The sequence below is a fragment of the Streptomyces sp. NPDC002669 genome (genome assembly GCF_042889165.1).
Taxonomy (GTDB): Bacteria; Actinomycetota; Actinomycetes; order Streptomycetales; family Streptomycetaceae; genus Streptomyces.
Window position 1 is genome coordinate 21875 of record NZ_JBIAQQ010000001.1, and the last position, 17856, is coordinate 39730.

Sequence of the window (17856 nt, forward strand, 5' to 3'; positions counted from 1 at the left end):
TCAGGCCGTGCGCAGATAGTGGTCGAGGACGCGGACGCCGAAGTGCAGGGCCTCCACGGGGACGCGTTCGTCGACGCCGTGGAAGAGCGCCTGGTAGTCGAAGCCGACGGGCAGTTTCAGCGGCGAGAAGCCGTAGCCGGTGATGCCGAGCCGGGAGAACTGCTTGGCGTCCGTGCCGCCCGACATGCAGTACGGCACGACGTGGCCGGCCGGGTCGAAGCGTTCGATCGCGGCGCGCAGCTTCGCGAAGGTCGGCGAGTCGACCGGGGCCTGCAGCGGCACCTCGCGGTGGTGGAACTCCCAGTCGACGTGGGGGCCGGTCAGCCGGTCCAGGGTGGTGTGGAACTCGTCCTCGCCGCCGGGGAGCATCCGGCCGTCGACGAAGGCGGTGGCGTGGCCCGGGATCACGTTGACCTTGTAACCGGCCTCCAGCATGGTCGGGTTGGAGCTGTTGCGGACGGTCGGCCGGACCAGGTCGGCGGCGGGGCCGAGCTTGTCGAGGAGTTCGTCGACGTCGAAGCCGGGGGCGTCCAGGTCGGGGCGGATGCCGTGCAGGGCGGCGATCTCGGTGAGCGCGGCCCGGACCGTCGGGGTGAGCCGGACCGGCCAGGTGTGCTCGCCGATCCGGGCGACGGCCGCGGCGAGCGCGCTGACGGCATTGTTCCTGTTGACCTTGGAGCCGTGGCCCGCCTTGCCGTGCGCGGTGAGCTTCAGCCAGGCGGTGCCGCGCTCGCCCGCGGCGATCGGGTAGAGCGGCATGTCCGGTCCGGCGTGGAAGGTGAAGGCGCCGGATTCGCTGATGCCCTCGGTGCAGCCCTCGAAGAGCGCGGCGTGCCGGTCGGCGAGGAAGCCCGAGCCGTCGTCGGCGCTGGCCTCCTCGTCGGCGGTGTACGCGATGACGATGTCGCGGCGGGGCCGGACGCCGGTCCGTGCCCAGGCGCGGACGACGGCCAGGACCATCGCGTCCATGTTCTTCATGTCGATGGCGCCGCGCCCCCAGACCACCCCGTCGCGGACCTCGCCGGAGAAGGGGTGCACGGTCCAGTCGGCCGCCTCGGCCGGGACCACGTCGAGGTGGCCGTGCACGAGCAGGGCGTCGGCGGACGGGTCGGTGCCGGGAATCCGGGCCACCACGTTGGTGCGTCCGGGGGTGCGTTCCAGCAGGGCGGGTTCCAGTCCGGCGTCGGCCAGCCGCTCCGCGACGTACTCGGCGGCCGGGCGTTCCCGGCATTCGCCGTCGCCGCGGTTGGTGGTGTCGATCCGGATCAGCTCGGAGGTGAACGTCACCGATTCGTCCAGCGCCCGCTGGTCGACGCTGTCCGGGAGGGCGGTCGTCTCAGCCATATTGTTCCTCCACGGCGGACGACACGATCGTCGTCACCGCCTTGAACGTGCGGATTGCTTCGTACATCGTCGCGCTGGTGTAGGCGACGCGCCGCTCGCCGCCGGCCACCACGCCCGGGACGACGGTGGCCGCGCCCGCCAGGTGCTCGGCGTCGAACTCCAGCTCCACGGTGTGGGGGCCGCCCTCCACCGGGGTGTGGCGCACGGCGAGCGCGGTGGCCTCCCTGGCCGCCGCGCGGATGTCGGCGGCGGTGCGGGCCGGGGTGCGGCAGACCGCGGCGTACCGCGACACGTAGTCCTTCACGGCGACCTTGCGGGCCCGCGGGGCGTAGCCCTCCGCGTCCACGCAGGTCAGGTTGTCGCCGGTGACGAGGACGACGGGGACGCCGTACTCGGCCACGACGTGTGCGTTGAGCAGTCCCTCGCTGGCCCTGGTGCCGTCGAGCCAGACGCCGGTGATGGAGTTCGCCAGATAGGTGTGGGCGAGGACCCCCTCGGCGCCGGCCCCGGTGTGGTAGCCGACAAAGGCGATGGCGTCGATGTCGCCGTGCTGGACGCCCTCGACCATGGACAGGGACTTGTGCCGGCCGGTGAGCATCTCGACCCGGTCGTCGAGCCGTTCCAGCAGCAGGTTGCGCATGGACCAGTGGGCCTCGTTGACGAGCACCTCGTCGGCGCCGCCGTCGTAGAACCCGAGGGCCGCCGCGTTCACGTCGGAGGTGAACATGGCGCGGCATCTCTCCCACTGGGGGCTGCCCGGCAGCACATCGGCGGGCCAGGTCACACCGGTGGCGCCTTCCATGTCCGCACTGATCAGGATCTTCATGCCGGGCCACGCTACGCGCCGGAGAACCGCCAGGCCAGAGCGTCGGACACGTTCAGAGGTCCAGTCCTCCGAAGGGAGCGAGACGCACACCCCGAACAGGTGCATCACGGACAACCGGGCCTGCCGGGGGGCCGAGGAGTCCGGTCCGCCTTGACAGATTTTCCCGCCCAAGACCATGATTCCATTAATTGACTAATGGAATTGAGGCGAAGTGCATGGCAGACGCATTCACTCCGGGCACCACCTCCGGCGCGTGGGCGCTGGAGGTCCGCGGCCTGGGTAAGCGCTACCGGCGCGGCTGGGCGCTGCGGGACTGCTCGTTCCGGCTGCCGGCCGGGCGGATCTGCGGTCTCGTCGGCCCCAACGGGGCGGGCAAGAGCACCCTGTTGAAGCTCGCGACCCGGCAGATCCAGCCGTCGGAGGGGCAGCTCCGGATCTGCGGCGTGCCCGTGGACGATCCCGCGGTGCTGCCGCGGTTCGCCTTCCTCGGGCAGGACAAGCCGTTGTTCAAGCGGTTCACCGTGGCGGAGACGCTGCGCATGGGCAGCGAGCTGAACCCCGGCTGGGACGCGGCCGCGGCGGAGCGGATCGTACGGTCGGGCCAGGTGCCGATGGAGGCCCGCGTCGGCTCCCTCTCCGGCGGCCAGCGCACCCGGGTCGCCTTCGCGCTGGCCTTCGGCAAGCGCCCCGACCTGCTGCTGCTCGACGAGCCGATGTCGGACCTGGACCCGCTGGCCCGCCACGACATGAGCACCCTGCTGATGTCGGAGGCCGTCGAGCGCGGCACCACCGTGCTGATGTCCTCCCACATGCTGTCCGAGCTGGAGGACATGTGCGACTACCTGCTCGTCCTCGCCGACGGCCGGATCCGGATGGCGGGTGACGCGGACGCCCTCGTCCCGGCCCACGCACTGGTGACGGGGCTCGCGACGGACGGGGACCCGGCCGGCCTGCTGGCCCCGCACACGGTGATCGAGTCCCGGGTCCAGGGCAGGCAGTTCCACGCGCTGGTGCGGCCGAACGGGCCGCTGCCGAGCGACTGGGTGGTCGCCGAACCCAGCCTGGAGGAAGTGCTGCTGGCACACCTCCGCTCGCCGGACGCGCCCCCGCTGTTCACCCCCGGCGCCCGCATCGAGGACGAAGGGATCCACTCCGCATGAGCACCACCCACACCGAAACCCCGCGCACCGAACGGGCGCCCCGGCCCCGTCTGCTGCACGGACTGAACTGGCTCGTCGTACGGCAGCACCGGGCCGCGCTGCTCAGCCTGCTCGGTGCGACGGTCCTCGGCTCGATCTGGCTCGTCTACGAGCGCGGCCGGATGAAGGACTTCATGGAGTCCGCGGGCGCAGGGGGGATGCTGGAGAACTTCGACTCCGAGGGCGTGAACCTGGTCATCAGCGCGCTGGGGGCCCTGCCGCTGCTGCTCGCCGTCTTCATCGGCGCGCCGCTGATCGCGGGGGACCAGGAACAGGGCACCGCGCAGCTGGTCACCACCCAGTCCGTGTCGCGCCTGCGCTGGGTGACGGCGAAGATCGCCTGGGTCTACGGCGCGGTGCTCGTGACCGGCGTGGTGCTGTCGGCGGTCTTCACCTGGTGGTGGAAGCCCGACCACTCGGTGTTCCCGTACGACTGGTCGAGCGGGTCGATCTTCGACAGCACCGGTCCGGTGCTCCCCGCGCTCTGCCTCTTCCTGACGGCCGCCGGCATCACCATCGGCGCGCTGGTGCGCCGGCTCCTGCCGGCCATGGCGACCACGCTGTTCTTCTCCTGGGCCGCCGGGGTGTTCTGGGACGAGATGATCGTCAACCTCGCCCCGTCCCGCACGCTCGTCTACCCGCTGAACGCGGGCCTGCCCGCACGGCTGGACAGTTCGCGCGAGGTGGACCGCTGGATCGGCTCCGCCGACGGGCAGCTCTACGGCTGGGGCCTGTGCGCCGAACCCACCGAGAAGGCGACCGATGCCTGCATCGAGAAGCACGGCATCGTCAACAATGTCTACGAGTACCTGGGCTTCGACCAGATGCCCGCCATGCAGTGGACCGGGGCGGGCATCCTGCTCGCGGGAACCGTCGTACTCACCGCGTTCGTCCTGTGGCGGGTGTCCCGTCGTCCGCTCTAGGGCGTCGCGGCCGCACCGGCACGGCACTCCAACGGGAGGTGAAGAAGACGATGGTCGTGTTCCGCATCGACAGACGCAGCGGGGTGGCGACGTACCTCCAGATCGTGCGCCAGGTCGAACAGGCGCTGCGCATGGGGGCGTTGGAGGAGGGTGACCGGTTGCCGACCGCCGCGCAGGTCGCGGCGGAGACCAAGGTCAATCCCAACACGACCCTCAAGGCGTACCGCGAGCTGGAGCGCGCGGGGCTGGCCGAGGTCCGGCAGGGCGCGGGCACCTTCATCACCCGCACCCTCGTCCCGGCCCAGGACGGCCCCACCGCCCCTCTGCGCGCGTCGCTCGTCGAGTGGCTGACCGAGGCACGGGCCCAGGGGCTCAGCGGCCAGGAGGTCGACGCCCTCTTCCGGTCGGCCTGCGCGACCGTGTACCCGGCGGAGACGGACCTCTGACGGAACGGGGACGGCGCCCGACGGGGCCCGTACCGGACGGGGACGGCGCCCGACGGGGCCCGTACCGGACGGGGACGGCGCCCGACGGGGCCCGTACCGGACGGGGACGGCGGTCGACGGGCCCCGTACCGGAACGGGACGGCGGCCGGCGGGGCCGCGTTAGGGTTCGGTCACATGACCGACCCCGTACTGGAACTCCTGCGCAGCCGTCCCGACCTGGCCGAACTGGCCGCGTTCCCCTTCAACTTCGACGTGGACCGGGCCTACCACGTCGAGGAGGTGCACCTGGCGTCCGGCGCGTCGCTGGAGCCGATCGCCGGTGACGACACCGGCGGCACCTACTTCCTGAGCGGGGGAACGGCCGTGCTCCACGCCTCCTCCGACGGGTACGCCTCGCTGTTCGCCGACAGTGTCGGCGACGCGCTCCAGATGCTCGTCCGGCTGCCCTGGTGGTGCGAGGACCTCTCCGAAGACATGGACGAGGAGGCCCTGCGCGCCGAGGTGCGCCGGGCGGACGAGGAGGCCCGGGAGGAGTTCGCCCCCGAACTCGACGAGCAGCGTGCGGCACTGCTCAGCGGTCTGGGGCTGCCGGACCGGCCGCTGGCCGAGCTCTTCGCGCTGTCGGAGTCGGTCACCCGGCGCACCGAGCCGGAGCACGTCCTGCTCAACTCCCACGAGCTCTGCGCCTACCGGCTGGAGGAGCCCTACCGGCAGCGCCTGCGCGACGTCGTCCTCGCCCCGGGGCGGGAGGCGCTGGAGCGGATGCGCCGCGGCGACCCCGTCGCCCTGTCGGAGGCGGTCGCCGACCCGGTGCTGCGGGCGGGGGTGCTGCGGGCGGCGCACCACGACCGCCGCGACGGGGACCTGCCACTGCTGCGGGCCCTGCTGGAGCAGGAGGACTCCGCCCGGACCGAGTGGTACGAGGAGCGGTGGCGGGCCGCGGCGCTGGTGGCGGCGCACGGGCGGGAGGAGGACCTCGCGCTGCTGCGTTCGGCCACGGACGGGCAGGTCACCGACAGCGCCGGGGCCGTCGCGTGGGCCCGCGCCGCGGAGGCGGGGCGGGGCGGTCCCGGCGCGGCCCCGGAGGACGAGTTCACCTGGATCGAGCTCGCCCGCCGCCAGGGCCGCGTCGAGCACGCCCGCACCGCGCTCATCCGCCTCCTGGACGACACCGGCCCGGATCCGGACCGGCTCCGGAAACTGAGCCGGGCGCTGGAGCGGATCGGCGACCACGCGCAGGCGGCCCGCGCCCAGTTCAACCTCCTCTCCCTCCAGGACACGGCGTGGGACCGGGCCTCGGAGGCGTATGTCCTCGCCCGTCTGGAGCGACTCAAGGGCGACCTCGCGGCGGCGGGGCGGGCGCTGGAGCGGGCGAGGACGGCGGTCGGCGCCGGCGACACCGCGCCCGACGGGACCGTCGAGCAGTGGCACCGCCGGGGGCTCGGCCGGCTGATCACGGAGCAGCACCTGGAGCTGACGCTCGCGGCCGTCGGGGCGGGCGACACGGAACTCGCGCGCACGACGGCGGCGCACGCCCGGCTCCTGCTGAACACGATCGGCAAGGAGTCGGCGAAGCAGCTCGGCGAACTGTCCACCCGGGCGAAACGTGCGGTGGCGGCCCTGCGCCCGCACGACGGCTGACGCCGCGGGGCCGGCCGGTGATTCCACCGGCCGGCCCCGCGGTCGTTCCGTGCCCTCAGTCCTCGTGACCGAGCTGGAGGTCCCGTTCGGTGCGTCCGCCGCCCGCCACCTGGAGGACGGTGGCCACCGGCGGATATCCGGCGGCGATCACGGTGTACTCGCCGGTGGACAGGTCCACGAACCGGAACGCGCCGTCGGGGCCGGTGGTGAGGGTGTCGACCACGTTGCCCGCCGCGTCCAGGAGCGTGACCCGGGCGTCCTCGACGGGTCGTCCGCCGCTCGCCCGCACGATGCCGCGGAGCACCGCGCCGCCGGCGAGCTCGATGTCCTGCCGGGTCTCCCGGGCCGCCTGCACGCTCACCGGCAGCGCGGCGGGCCGGAAGGCGGGGGCGCTGGCGGCGAGGGTGTACTCGCCGGCCACCAGCTCCGTGATGACGTAGCCGCCCTCGCGTCCGCTGCGGGTGGAGGCGACCACCTCGCCGCGCACGTCGGTGAGGGTGACGGCGGCGTCGCGCACCGGGATGCCGTCGGCGGTGAGGACTGCCCCGGCCAGGCGCCCCGCCCCGCCGAGCACCACGTCGAGTTCCACCGGGCGTTCGCCCGCGGTGACGCTGACGGCCTGCGGCTGGTGTCCGCCGGCCGCGGCGATGAGGACGTACGAACCGGCGCCGGGCACGCTCAGCGCGTACCGCCCGTCGTCGCCGCTCGCGCCCCGGCCGACCTGCTGTCCCTGGACGTCGATGAGGGTGAGGGCGGCGCGCGGGACCTTCGTGCCGTCGGGGTGCTGGACGCTGCCGCACACCGGCACGCCCGACAGGTACACGGGCGGCGGGGCGGTGGCCCGGGCGGCCGGGACGGTCACGGTCACGGACCCGATGGCGGCCCCGGGGCCGGTCTCGGCGGTGGTCTCGACGGCGCTTTCGGGGCTGTGGTGGGACACCAGCGGTTTCTCCTTGAGGAAGAAGGCGAGGAACAGGCCGAGTGCGAGCACCGGCACGAGGTAGAGGAAGATCCGCGGCATCGCGTCGGCGTACGCCTGGATGTAGCCGTCCCGCAGCGCGGGTTCCATCGAGTGGACCAGCTGCGGGGTGATCGACTCGGGGTCGGGCAGGTCGGCGCCGGCCGGCAGGCGCACGGCGAGCGCGTCCGCGAGCCGTCCCGCGAAGAGCGTCCCGAAGACGGCGGCGCCGACGCTTCCGCCGATCTGCCGGAAGTAGTTGTTGGCGCTGGTCGCGGTGCCGAGGTCGGCGGGTGCGACGGAGTTCTGCACGGCGAGCACGAGCACCGGCATGACCAGCCCGATCCCGATGCCGAGCACGGCCTGCGCGATGCTGTATTCGAGGCGCGGGGTGTCGGTCTCCAGCCGGGAGAGCAGCCACATCCCGACCGTGGAGACCGCGCCGCCGACGATCGGGTGGGCGCGGTAGCGGCCGGTGCGCGAGATCATCTGGCCGGAGACGACGGACGCGACGACGATGCCGCCCATCATCGGGAGCATCAGCAGTCCGGACTCGGTGGCCGTGGCCCCGTCGACCATCTGGAGGAAGGTCGGCAGATAGCTGGCGGCGCCGAACAGCGCGATCCCGACGACCGCGCCGACCAGCGCGGTGACGTTGAAGATCGAGTCGCGGAACAACCGCAGCGGGATGACCGGTTCGGCGGCCCGGTGCTCGACGGCCAGGAAGAGCAGGGTCGTGGTGACGGCCCCGGCGCCGAGTCCCAGGATGGTGCCCGATCCCCACGCGTACTCCGTGCCGCCCCAACTGGTCAGCAGCACCAGGCAGGTGGAGGCGGCGGCGAGCAGCAAAGCGCCGAGGACGTCGAGGCGGGGCCGGACGGCGGGCCGGGGAAGTCTCAGCACGACGGTGATGACGGCGAGGGTGACCAGGCCGAACGGCACGTTGATGTAGAAGCACCAGCGCCAGGAGGCGTGGTCGGTGAAGAAGCCGCCGAGCAGCGGGCCCGCCACGGAGGCCAGGCCGAACGCCGCGCCGATGAGGCCCATGAACCGGCCGCGTTCCCGGGGCGGGACGACATCCGCGATGATCGCCTGGACGCCGATCATCAGACCGCCGCCGCCGATGCCCTGGACGGCGCGGAAGGCGATCAGTTCGTCCATGGTGCGCGACCAGCCGGCCAGCGCGGAGCCGATGACGAAGACCACGATCGCGAACTGGAAGACGCCCTTGCGGCCGAAGAGGTCGCCGAGCTTGCCGTAGAGGGGCAGTCCGATGGTGGAGGCGAGCAGGTACGCGGTGACGGCCCAGGACATCTTCTCCAGGCCGTGCAGTTCACCGACGATCTTCGGCAGCGCGGTGGCGACGATCATCTGGTCGAGCGCCGCGAGCAGCAGCGTGAGCATCAGCCCGAGGAAGACGAGCCGGAGGCCGCGGGGGCTGATCTCCGGTGCGGCGGGCGGGGCGGGGGCGCTCCCCTTCCCGGTGCCGTTCCCCTCCGTCGCCGGGCGCGGTGGTGGCGGGGCGGAGGGTGGTGCGCTCGCCGGGCCGGCGGTCCCCGTACCGCCCGGCTCCTCCTCCAGCAGAGTGATCCCGCCCACCACGTGCCGCTCCCCTCGTCGCGTCTGCGCCGCCCTTTTCTCGCATCGCGCGAGAAGCGAGGGCAAACGCGACGAGGGGCGCCGACGGCGCACTCGGGGGGTTTAACCCCCGGTGGGAGCCACTACGGCGTACGACCGGCGCGGCGGGAAAACCACTCGATACGGTGAGGCCGGTCAACGCCGTACCGGGTTACTTCTTCTCCACCTCGGCGGCGAGGTTCTGGAGCAGTTCGTCATAGATCCGCCCGAGTCCCTTGGGGGCGAAGGTCCTCTCGAAGAATCCGCCGATGCCGCCGGCCCCGTTCCACACGGTGGAGACGACCGCCTTCGACTTCCCCTCGCCGGCCGGGGTGACCGTCCAGGTGGTGACCATCGAGGAGTTGCGGTCCTTCTCGACGAGTTGACCGTCCGTGGGCTCGGTGACCTCCAGCAGGCAGTCGCGCACCCGCTTGCTGGTGGCCTGGAGCTTCCAGTGGACGAGGGTGCCCTCGCCGTCGCCGCCCTCGCGCACCTCGTACTCGCTGAACTGTCCGGGCAGCACCTTGCCCCGGACCTGCTCGTAGTCGGCCAGGGCGTCGAACACCGTCTCCGCGTCCGCCGCGATGACTCGCTCCGTGGTGGCCTCGACCTGCGCCATGCCTGTTCCTCCAGCACTCGGTTGTTCGGGGGTGTGACGAGCCAACCACCTCCGGCACGCCGCTCAAAATCCGGCCCGGGACGAAGGGGAGAAAACGATCAAGGGAACAAGTGTTCTATTCTCTGCCCAGTACTACCGAGGAGGCGTCCATGCGCTGGGACAGTCCGGCCGAGCGGCCCGGGACGGCGGGGAACGGCGCGCTCTTCGCCGCGGACGCGGTGCGCACGCGCACCTTCGACGCCCCCGGCTTCCGGGGCATCACCTTCCACGAGGTCCGGGCCCGTTCGATCGTGAACCGGGTGCCGGGCGCGTCGCGGATGCCGTTCGAATGGACCGTCAATCCGTACCGGGGCTGCTCGCACGCCTGTGTCTACTGTTTCGCGCGCAAGGCCCACAGCCGTCTCGGCCTCGACACCGGCCCCGGCTTCGACTCGCAGATCGTCGTCAAGGTCAACGCCCCGGAGCTGCTGCGCGACCACCTCTCGTCCGGCCGCTGGCACGGGGCCCACCTCGCGATGGGCACGAACGTCGACTGCTACCAGCGCGCGGAGGGCCGGTACCGGTTGATGCCCGGCATCCTCGCGGCCCTGCGCGACCACGCGAACCCGTTCTCCATCCTGACCAAGGGAACGCTGATCCTGCGCGACCTGGAGCTGCTGCGGCAGGCGTCCGAGGTCACCGACGTCGGCGTCTGCGTCTCGGTCGGCTTCGTCGACGAGGGGCTGTGGCGCACCCTGGAGCCCGGCACGCCGTCCCCGCCGCACCGCCTGGACGCCGTCCGCGCCCTGAGCGGGGCCGGCATCGGCTGCGACGTCCTGATGGCGCCGGTCGTCCCGTTCCTCGGCGACCACCCGGACCAACTGCGGGCCACGGTCCGGGCGATCGCCGCCGCCGGGGCGACCTCGGTGACCCCGCTCGTCCTCCATCTGCGGCCCGGCGCGCGGGAGTGGTACATGCGCCGGCTCGCCACCCACCACCCGCACCTGGTGCGGCGCTACGAGCGGCTGTACGCCGAGGGCCCCTACGCGCCCAGGTGGTACCAGCGGCGCGTCACCCGTCATGTCCACGAACTGGCGGCCGAGTTCGGCATCGGCCCCTCGTACCGCGGCACGGACCGGGGGCTGCCCGTGCGGAAGGACCGGCGCCCGCCGCTCGACGTTCCCGCCCGGCCCGCCCCGTTCTGACCCCCCCCGGTCCGCCGGGACCACTGGCCGAGCGGGCAAACGGGTCAACTCTCGGCCCGAACGGTCCTTCCGGGCACGAATGCGGGGAGCATGCGGCGGGGGCTGCGCCCCGCGCAGTCGTGTTATCCCCGTCACGGGAGGCCATATGACGAAACGTCCAGGAATTCTGCTCGCCGTCGGTGCGACCGTCGCCGGTCTGGTGACCGCGGCGCCGGCCCCGGCGAACGCCGACGCCGGTGCGCGGGCCACGGCCCGGCTCAAGTGGACCGACTGCGGTACCGAGTCGTATCCGCGTCTGCAGTGCTCATCGGTCAGCACGCCGCTCGACCACGACGACCCGTCGGGCCGGCGGATCACCCTCGCCCTGTCCCGGATCCCGCACACCGCGAAGACCTTCCAGGGCCCGCTGCTTGTCAATCCGGGCGGCCCCGGGGGCAGCGGTCTGTCGATGGCCGGGTTCGTGGCGTCCTCGCTGCCGAAGTCGCTGGCCGCGCAGTACGACGTGATCGGGTTCGACCCGCGCGGCGTCGGCAGGAGCAGGCCGGCGCTGGACTGCGTACCGAAGTACTTCGACCCGGTGCGGCCGGTCTCGACGCCGGACGCGCCCGGGATCGAGCGGGCCAACCGGAACCGGGCCCGCGCCTTCGCCGAGGCGTGCGGGCGCAAGTATCCCGATCTGCTGCCGTACATGGACACCGTCAGCGCCGCCAAGGACCTGGACGTCATCCGGCGGGCCCTCGGCTCCCGGCAGCTCAACTACTTCGGCTACTCGTACGGCACCTACCTCGGCGCGGTGTACGGCAAGCTGTACCCGGAGCGGGTGCGGCGCATGGTGCTCGACTCGAACGTCGACCCGGACGGCGTCTGGTACGACGACAACATCGGCCAGGACCACGCCTTCGACGCCCGCCACAAGGCGTTCGCCGCCTGGGTCGCGAAGCACGACGCCACGTACCGGCTGGGCACGGACCCGGCGGGGGTGGAGCGCGCCTGGTACGCCATGCGCGACGCCGTCCGGGCACGGCCCGCCGGCGGGAAGGTCGGCGCGAGCGAGCTGGAGGACACCTTCCTGCCGGGTGGCTACTACAACGGCTACTGGCCCCGGCTGGCCGACGCGTTCGCCCGGTACGTGCACGACCACGACCAGGACGCGCTCGTGAAGGCGTACGAGCGGTTCGGCGCGCTCGACGCGGAGGGCGACAACGGGTACTCGGTCTACTCGGCCGTGCAGTGCCGCGACGCCCGGTGGCCCCGCCCGTGGAACACCTGGCGCAACGACAGCCGGCGGGTGCACGCCAAGGCCCCCTTCTTCACCTGGAACAACACCTGGTACAACGCCCCCTGCGCCGACTGGCCGGTGGAGCCGCTCAACCCGGTACGGGTCTCCAACCGCGCCCTGCCTCCGGTGCTGCTCTTCCAGGCCACCGAGGACGCGGCGACGCCGTACGAGGGCGGGATCACCCTGCACCGCAGGCTGCACGGTTCCGGCCTGGTCGTCGAACAGGGCGGCGGGAACCACGGCATCACGCTGAGCGGCAACGACTGCCTCGACGAGCACCTGGTGGCCTACCTCGCCAAGGGCACCGTGCCGCACGGCGGGGGCAGCCGGGCCGACGCGGACGCGGTCTGCGCCGCGTCCCCCGAGCCGCGTCCGCTGACCGGCGAGGCGGCGGCGAAGTCGGCGCGGCGGACGGGGTCCGGCAGCAGGGGCGCCACCCTGCACGGGCTGCTCGGCCTCCGCGGCTGACCGGTCCGCGCCCCCGTCCCGCGTACGGGCCGTCCCGGCGCCTGCGCCAGGATGGCCCGTATGACGACACCGGCCACGCCCGCCCCGAAGCCCGCGACGCGCGTGCGGGACATGACCGTCGAGGACTGCGAGGCGGTCTCGCGCCTCCGGGTGCGCGGCTGGCGGGCCGCGTACGCGGGGCTGGTGCCGCAGTCGTACCTGGACGACATGGACCTCGCCGTCGCCGAGGACGTGGAGCGCCGCCGCTCGTCGTTCACCGGGGGGCTCACCCTCGTGAACGTGGTGGCCGAACGGCCGGGACACGGCGTGATCGGCTGGGCCTGCTGGGGCCCGTACCGCGAGAACGGCAGGCCGCTCGCGCGGGGCGAGCTGTACGCGCTCTACGTGACGCCCGAGTTGATCGGGACCGGGGCGGGCCGCGCGCTGATGGCGGAGGTGCTCGCCCGCGCCGCCGCCGAGGGCTTCCCCGACCTGGCGCTGTGGGTGCTGAGGGAGAACGCCCCGGCCCGCCGCTTCTACGAGCGCGCGGGCTTTCGGCCCGACGGCGCCGAGGAGTCCTTCGAGGCGGACGGCGTGCTCGTGCCCGAGGTGCGGTACGTGCGCGCCCTCGGCGGTCCCGCCGCACCCTGAGGCCGACGGGGCCCGCCGGGCCTCCCGGCAAAATCCCGGCGTCCCCTCAGACCGTGTCCAGCAGGCCGAGCGCGTCCCGGGCGGCGGCGCCCAGCCTCGGGTGCGTCAGCGCCGCCCCCAGGAGCGGGCGGGCCCGCTCGTCCCCCAGCCGTCCGAGCCCCTCCACGCAGGCGAGCGCGACCCGCCAGTGCGGCTCGCCGGGGTCCAGCAGCCGTTCCAGGGTGCTCATCAGCGCGGGCACCGACTCCGGGGCCCGCAGGGCGGTGAGCAGCCGCACCGGGTGCAGGGCGTACGCGGTGCGCAGACTGTTGGTCGCGAGGGCGGCGGCGGCCCGGGGGGTGCGGGGGTCGCCGAGGAGCACCAGGGCGTGGGCGGCGGACACGCAGCGTTCCGGATCGCGGTGGTTGAGCAGCAGGACCAGCGCCTCGAAGGCCCGCCGGTCGCCGCCGCAGCCGAGCCGGAACGCGGCGATCTCGCGGGCCCAGAGCGGGCGTTCGCGCTCCACCAGGACGCGGGCCAGCTCCTCCTCGTCATCGGTGGCGAGGAGGGCGCGGCAGGCCGCCGACTCCCCCGTCGCGCCCGCCTCGTCCGCAAGCCGGTCCGCCAGGGACCGGAACTCCTCGTCCATGACTCTCAGCGTATCGGCGGGAACCGTGCGTATCGAGATCCGGGACGGATATGACGTGGCCCACAGCGGAAGGGGGCTGGCGCGCTCGTTACCCGGGAGTTAATCTCATGTGAGCGGGACACACTCCCCGCCTGCTCCGGTGGCCTGGTGACGCAGCCACTCGGAGTGCTTGTCGGTTCGGCAGCTCTGCGAGACGTGACTCCGGGACAGAGTCCGTCGCCCCTTCCGGGTCCGGGTACGCCCACGGCGCCCCGGCCCGAGTACCACGACACGCAATTCCCGCACGTGGCGCGCCCGTTCTCCTCACGCCGACGCGCCGTGCCCTCCTCACAGTCGTCACTCATCCTCTGGAGTCCCGTGATGGACACCCCGCTCAGCACCATTGCCGTCGTCGGTCTCGGCACCATGGGCACCGGCATCGCCGAGGTCCTGGCCCGCGCCGGCCACGAGGTCATCGGCATCGACATCAGCGACGAGGCCGCCGTCCGCGCCGTCGCCGCCCTGGAGTCATCGACCGCCCGTGCCGTGGGGCGCGGACGGATCACCGAGGAGGAACGGGGCGACGTGCTCGCCCGGTTCCGCACCTTCGACGACCTCCGGGCCGCCGCGGAGGCGGAGCTGGTCATCGAGGTCGTGCCCGAGTCGTACGAGATCAAGCAGCAGGTCTTCCGGGAGCTCGACGAGGTCGTCTCCCCCACCGCGATCCTGGCGACCGGCACCAACGCCCTGTCGGTCACCCGGCTGGCCGCCGAGTCGCTGCGCCCCGAGCGCGTGCTCGGCCTGCACTTCTTCAACCCGGCACCCGCGATGAAGCTGGTCGAGGTGGTCTCCTCGGTGCTGACGGCGCCGCCGGCCGTCGAGGCGGTCACCGCGCTCGCCCGCAGCCTGGGCAAGGAGCCGGTGGCGGTCGGCGACCGGCCGGGCTTCGTCGCCGACGGGCTGCTGTTCGGCTACCTCAACCAGGCCGCCGCGATGTACGAGGCCAACTACGCCTCCCGTGAGGACATCGACGCGGCGATGAAGCTCGGCTGCGGCCTGCCGATGGGGCCGCTCGCCCTGCTCGACCTGATCGGGATCGACACCGCCCGCACCGTCCTGGAGGCGATGTACGCCGAGTCGCGCGACCGGCTGCACGCCCCGGCGCCGGTGCTCAGGCAGCTGAGCGACGCGGGGCTGACCGGCCGCAAGGCGGGCCGCGGCTTCTACACGTACGACTCGGCCGGCGGCCAGAACGTGGTGCCGGACCCGCTGACCCCGCGGGAGGACACCGCCGCGGCGGCCGGGCGCGCGGTGCGCTCGGTGGGGGTCGCCGGCTCCGGGACGATGGCCTCGGGGATCGCCGAGGTGTTCGCGAAGGCCGGTTACGACGTGGTCCTGGCCGCGCGCGGCCAGGAGAAGGCGGACGCCGCGAAGGCCCGGATCGCCAAGTCGCTGGAGCGTTCCGTCGCCAAGGGGCGGCTGACGGAGGGGGCCCGGGACGAGGCGCTTGGCCGGATCACCGCGGCCGGTTCGCTGGACGCCTTCGCCGACGTCGACCTCGCGGTGGAGGCCGTCGCCGAGGACCTGGCGGTCAAGCAGCAGTTGTTCCGGACCATGGACAAGGTGTGCCGGCCGGGGGCGGTCCTGGCCACCACCACCTCGTCGCTGCCGGTCGTGGCCATCGCCCGTGCCACCTCGCGGCCGCAGGACGTGATCGGGATGCACTTCTTCAACCCGGCGCCCGCGATGAAGCTGGTCGAGGTGGTCCGTACGGTGCTCACCGCCGACGACGTCCACGCCACCGTCCGCGAGGTCTGCGTCAAGATCCGCAAGCACCCGGTGGACTGCGGCGACCGGGCCGGTTTCATCGTCAACGCGCTGCTGTTCCCGTACCTCAACAACGCGATCAAGATGGTCGAGGAGCACTACGCGAGCCTCGACGACATCGACGCCGCGATGAAGCTGGGCGGCGGCTACCCGATGGGCCCGTTCGAACTGCTGGACGTGGTCGGCCTCGATGTCTCGCTGGCCATCGAGAAGGTGCTGCACAACGAGTTCCGCGACCCGGGCCTGGCCCCGGCGCCGCTGCTCGAACACCTGGTGGCCGCGGGCTGCCTCGGCCGCAAGACGGGGCGCGGCTTCCGCGAACATGCCCGGCGCTGAGCGGGGATCCGGGTGGGGAGGGCTGCTCGATCCCTCGGGCGGTCCTCCCCCACGGGCGCACTCCCCCGGCCCGATGCAGTACGTTCACACCATGTCCCAGCCCGCCCGGTCCCCCCGTGCCTCCGCCGCGTCCGACGCCCAGGAAAGTGCCGCAGGCACTCGCGCCGCCGCCCAACGGCTCAAAATGCGGCGTGAATTGGCCGCTGCGGCCATGGAACTCTTCGCCACGAAGGGCTACGAGGCGACGACGGTCGACGAGATCGCGGGCGCCGCGGGAGTCGCCCGGCGCACCTTCTTCCGGCACTTCCGCTCCAAGGAAGAGGCGATCTTCCCGGACCACGACGACACCCTCGTCAGGGCCGAGGCCGTCCTCAACGCCGCCCCGGCGCACGAGCACCCCCTCGACACCGTCTGCCGCGGCATCAAGGAAGTCATGAAGATGTACGCGGCGAAGCCCGCGGTCTCCGTGGCCCGCTACAAGCTGACCCGCGAGGTCCCCACCCTGCGTGAGGCCGAGATCGCCTCGGTGGCCCGTTACGAGCGGCTCTTCACGCGTTATCTGCTGGGCCATTTCGACGAGCGCGACCACCAGGTCGGCAACGACGACCCGCTGCTGGCGGAGGTCGCGGCGTCCGCCGTCGTCACCGCGCACAACCACGTGCTGCGCCGCTGGCTGCGGGCGGGCGGCGAGGGCGACGTGGAGGCCCAGCTCGACCACGCCTTCGCGATCGTCCGCGACACCTTCGGCACCGGCATCGGCGCGGGCCGGATCGCCGGCACCGAACCGGCCAAGCAGCCGGCCGCCTCGGTGACCTCCCACGACGAGGTGCTGGTCGCGGTGGCCCGCACCGACGCCCCGCTGGACGAAGTGATGCGCACCATCCAGCAGGCGCTCCGGGACCGCTGAGGGCCACCGAACGGCCTGTGGACGGGGGCGTGCCGACCGGGCACGCCCCCGTCCGTCGTCACCGCGGCGAAACCCCGTTGCCGCGCCCCCGAGCCGGTGCTGTGGTGGGCGGATGACTCATGATCGCGAAATACTGCTGGCCCTGTTCGACCGGGAGATGCGCGAGCACGCCCGCCCCGACGGCCCCGGCGTCGAGGTGGAGCGCACCGGCGACGTCGTGCGCCGGACCGGTGGCGCCGAGGACTGGAACGGGATCGTCTGGTCGTCCCCGGAACTGGACCCCGCCCGGACGGACGAGGTGATCGCGGCCCAGGTGGCGCGCTACGCGGCGCTCGGGCGCGACGAGTTCGAATGGAAGCTGTACGCGCACGACCGGCCGGCCGATCTGGCGCGGCGCCTCCTGGCGGCCGGATTCGAGGCGGAGGAGCCGGAGACCCTGCTGGTCGCCCCGGTGGCGGCCCTGTCGACGGCGGTGGAGCCGCCCGAGGGCGTCCGGTTGCGCGTGGTGCGTACCGCGGACGACGCGGAACTGCTGGTCCGCACCCATGAGCGGGCCTTCGGGAAGGAGCTGCCGCACCTGCGCCACCAGGTGCTGAGCCGGCTCGAACAGGATCCGGAGCACTTCGTCGGGGTGCTCGCCATGGCGGGGGACGAGGCGGTGAGCTCGGCCCGGATGGAGCTGTACCCGGGCACGGGCTTCGCGGGGCTCTGGGGCGGCGGCACGGTCGGGAAATGGCGCGGGCGGGGCGTCTACCGGGCCCTGGTCGCCCTGCGGGCCCGGGTCGCGGCGGAGCGGGGCTACGAGCACCTCCAGGTCGACGCCTCCGACATGAGCGCCCCGATTCTCCGGCGGCTCGGGTTCGTGGCCCTGAGCACCACGACGCCCTACGTGTACCGGTCGCGCTGATCGATCATCCGCGTTCCTTTACGGGGCATACCTCGGCGAAACACCCCTCGCAACGCTCATCGGTGCCCGGTGGGTGACAAGTGAGAGAAATTGTTGGCACGCAGTGCCTTGCCAGGTGTCACGGAGTGCCATACGTTG

The 17856-nt window shown here is 72.8% G+C and carries 15 protein-coding genes; 10 read left to right on the forward strand and 5 right to left on the reverse strand.

Features of this window, described 5'->3' with window-relative positions; genetic code table 11:
• Together ACFYW1_RS00090 and ACFYW1_RS00095 are read right to left on the reverse strand one after the other, a co-directional pair.
• On the reverse strand, nucleotides 1-1344 hold the full coding sequence (locus ACFYW1_RS00090) for a M20/M25/M40 family metallo-hydrolase (RefSeq protein ID WP_388985027.1): 1344 nt from the start codon (nucleotides 1342-1344) through the stop codon (nucleotides 1-3).
• On the reverse strand, nucleotides 1337-2170 hold the full coding sequence (locus ACFYW1_RS00095) for a M55 family metallopeptidase (RefSeq protein ID WP_388985029.1): 834 nt from the start codon (nucleotides 2168-2170) through the stop codon (nucleotides 1337-1339). Before ACFYW1_RS00095 ends, ACFYW1_RS00090 begins: the two co-directional genes overlap by 8 nt.
• Nucleotides 2171-2385: 215 nt before the next feature.
• Between ACFYW1_RS00095 and ACFYW1_RS00100 the strand changes: the two genes are divergently transcribed.
• The 4 genes from ACFYW1_RS00100 to ACFYW1_RS00115 all read left to right on the forward strand — a co-directional run bounded on the left by ACFYW1_RS00100 (nucleotide 2386) and on the right by ACFYW1_RS00115 (nucleotide 6379).
• Nucleotides 2386-3330, forward strand: a complete 945-nt coding sequence (locus ACFYW1_RS00100; protein ID WP_388985031.1) for an ABC transporter ATP-binding protein — start codon at nucleotides 2386-2388, stop codon at nucleotides 3328-3330.
• A complete protein-coding gene (locus ACFYW1_RS00105; protein WP_388985033.1) occupies nucleotides 3327-4292 on the forward strand; it encodes an ABC transporter permease in 966 nt (321 codons plus the stop codon). The genes ACFYW1_RS00100 and ACFYW1_RS00105 overlap by 4 nt, the downstream gene beginning before the upstream one ends.
• Nucleotides 4293-4342: 50 nt before the next feature.
• Entirely contained in the window at nucleotides 4343-4738 is a 396-nt protein-coding gene (locus tag ACFYW1_RS00110) for a GntR family transcriptional regulator (protein WP_283854893.1), read from the forward strand.
• Between the two features lie 174 nt (nucleotides 4739-4912).
• Complete coding sequence (locus tag ACFYW1_RS00115) at nucleotides 4913-6379, forward strand: hypothetical protein (protein ID WP_388985035.1); 1467 nt, start codon at nucleotides 4913-4915, stop codon at nucleotides 6377-6379.
• Nucleotides 6380-6434: 55 nt separating this feature from the next.
• Here ACFYW1_RS00115 and ACFYW1_RS00120 read toward each other — a convergent pair whose 3' ends face one another.
• Nucleotides 6435-8939 carry an MFS transporter gene (locus ACFYW1_RS00120; RefSeq protein ID WP_388985037.1) on the reverse strand — a complete coding sequence of 835 codons (2505 nt, stop codon included), beginning with the start codon at nucleotides 8937-8939 and terminating at the stop codon, nucleotides 6435-6437.
• Between the two features lie 187 nt (nucleotides 8940-9126).
• Nucleotides 9127-9573 carry an SRPBCC family protein gene (locus tag ACFYW1_RS00125; protein WP_388985039.1) on the reverse strand — a complete coding sequence of 149 codons (447 nt, stop codon included), beginning with the start codon at nucleotides 9571-9573 and terminating at the stop codon, nucleotides 9127-9129.
• 149 nt (nucleotides 9574-9722) lie between these two features.
• Here ACFYW1_RS00125 and ACFYW1_RS00130 point away from each other — a divergent pair, with 149 nt between their 5' ends.
• From ACFYW1_RS00130 to ACFYW1_RS00140, 3 genes are all read left to right on the forward strand, one after another.
• Complete coding sequence (locus tag ACFYW1_RS00130; RefSeq protein WP_388985041.1) at nucleotides 9723-10757, forward strand: Rv2578c family radical SAM protein; 1035 nt, start codon at nucleotides 9723-9725, stop codon at nucleotides 10755-10757.
• 145 nt (nucleotides 10758-10902) lie between these two features.
• Complete coding sequence (locus ACFYW1_RS00135; protein WP_388985043.1) at nucleotides 10903-12504, forward strand: alpha/beta hydrolase; 1602 nt, start codon at nucleotides 10903-10905, stop codon at nucleotides 12502-12504.
• Nucleotides 12505-12564: 60 nt separating this feature from the next.
• Entirely contained in the window at nucleotides 12565-13134 is a 570-nt protein-coding gene (locus ACFYW1_RS00140; RefSeq protein WP_388985045.1) for a GNAT family N-acetyltransferase, read from the forward strand.
• A 46-nt stretch (nucleotides 13135-13180) separates the two neighbouring features.
• On the opposite strand, the gene ACFYW1_RS00145 is transcribed toward ACFYW1_RS00140, so the two are convergent.
• A complete protein-coding gene (locus ACFYW1_RS00145; RefSeq protein ID WP_388985047.1) occupies nucleotides 13181-13762 on the reverse strand; it encodes a HEAT repeat domain-containing protein in 582 nt (193 codons plus the stop codon).
• 360 nt (nucleotides 13763-14122) lie between these two features.
• On the opposite strand from ACFYW1_RS00145, the gene ACFYW1_RS00150 reads away from it, so the two are divergent.
• The 3 genes from ACFYW1_RS00150 (at nucleotide 14123) to ACFYW1_RS00160 (ending at nucleotide 17718) form a co-directional block, all read left to right on the forward strand.
• On the forward strand, nucleotides 14123-15904 hold the full coding sequence (locus ACFYW1_RS00150) for a 3-hydroxyacyl-CoA dehydrogenase family protein (protein ID WP_388985049.1): 1782 nt from the start codon (nucleotides 14123-14125) through the stop codon (nucleotides 15902-15904).
• 91 nt (nucleotides 15905-15995) lie between these two features.
• Complete coding sequence (locus tag ACFYW1_RS00155; protein ID WP_388985051.1) at nucleotides 15996-16811, forward strand: TetR family transcriptional regulator; 816 nt, start codon at nucleotides 15996-15998, stop codon at nucleotides 16809-16811.
• A gap of 112 nt (nucleotides 16812-16923) precedes the next feature.
• Complete coding sequence (locus tag ACFYW1_RS00160) at nucleotides 16924-17718, forward strand: GNAT family N-acetyltransferase (RefSeq protein ID WP_388985053.1); 795 nt, start codon at nucleotides 16924-16926, stop codon at nucleotides 17716-17718.
• Nucleotides 17719-17856: the final 138 nt, after the last annotated feature.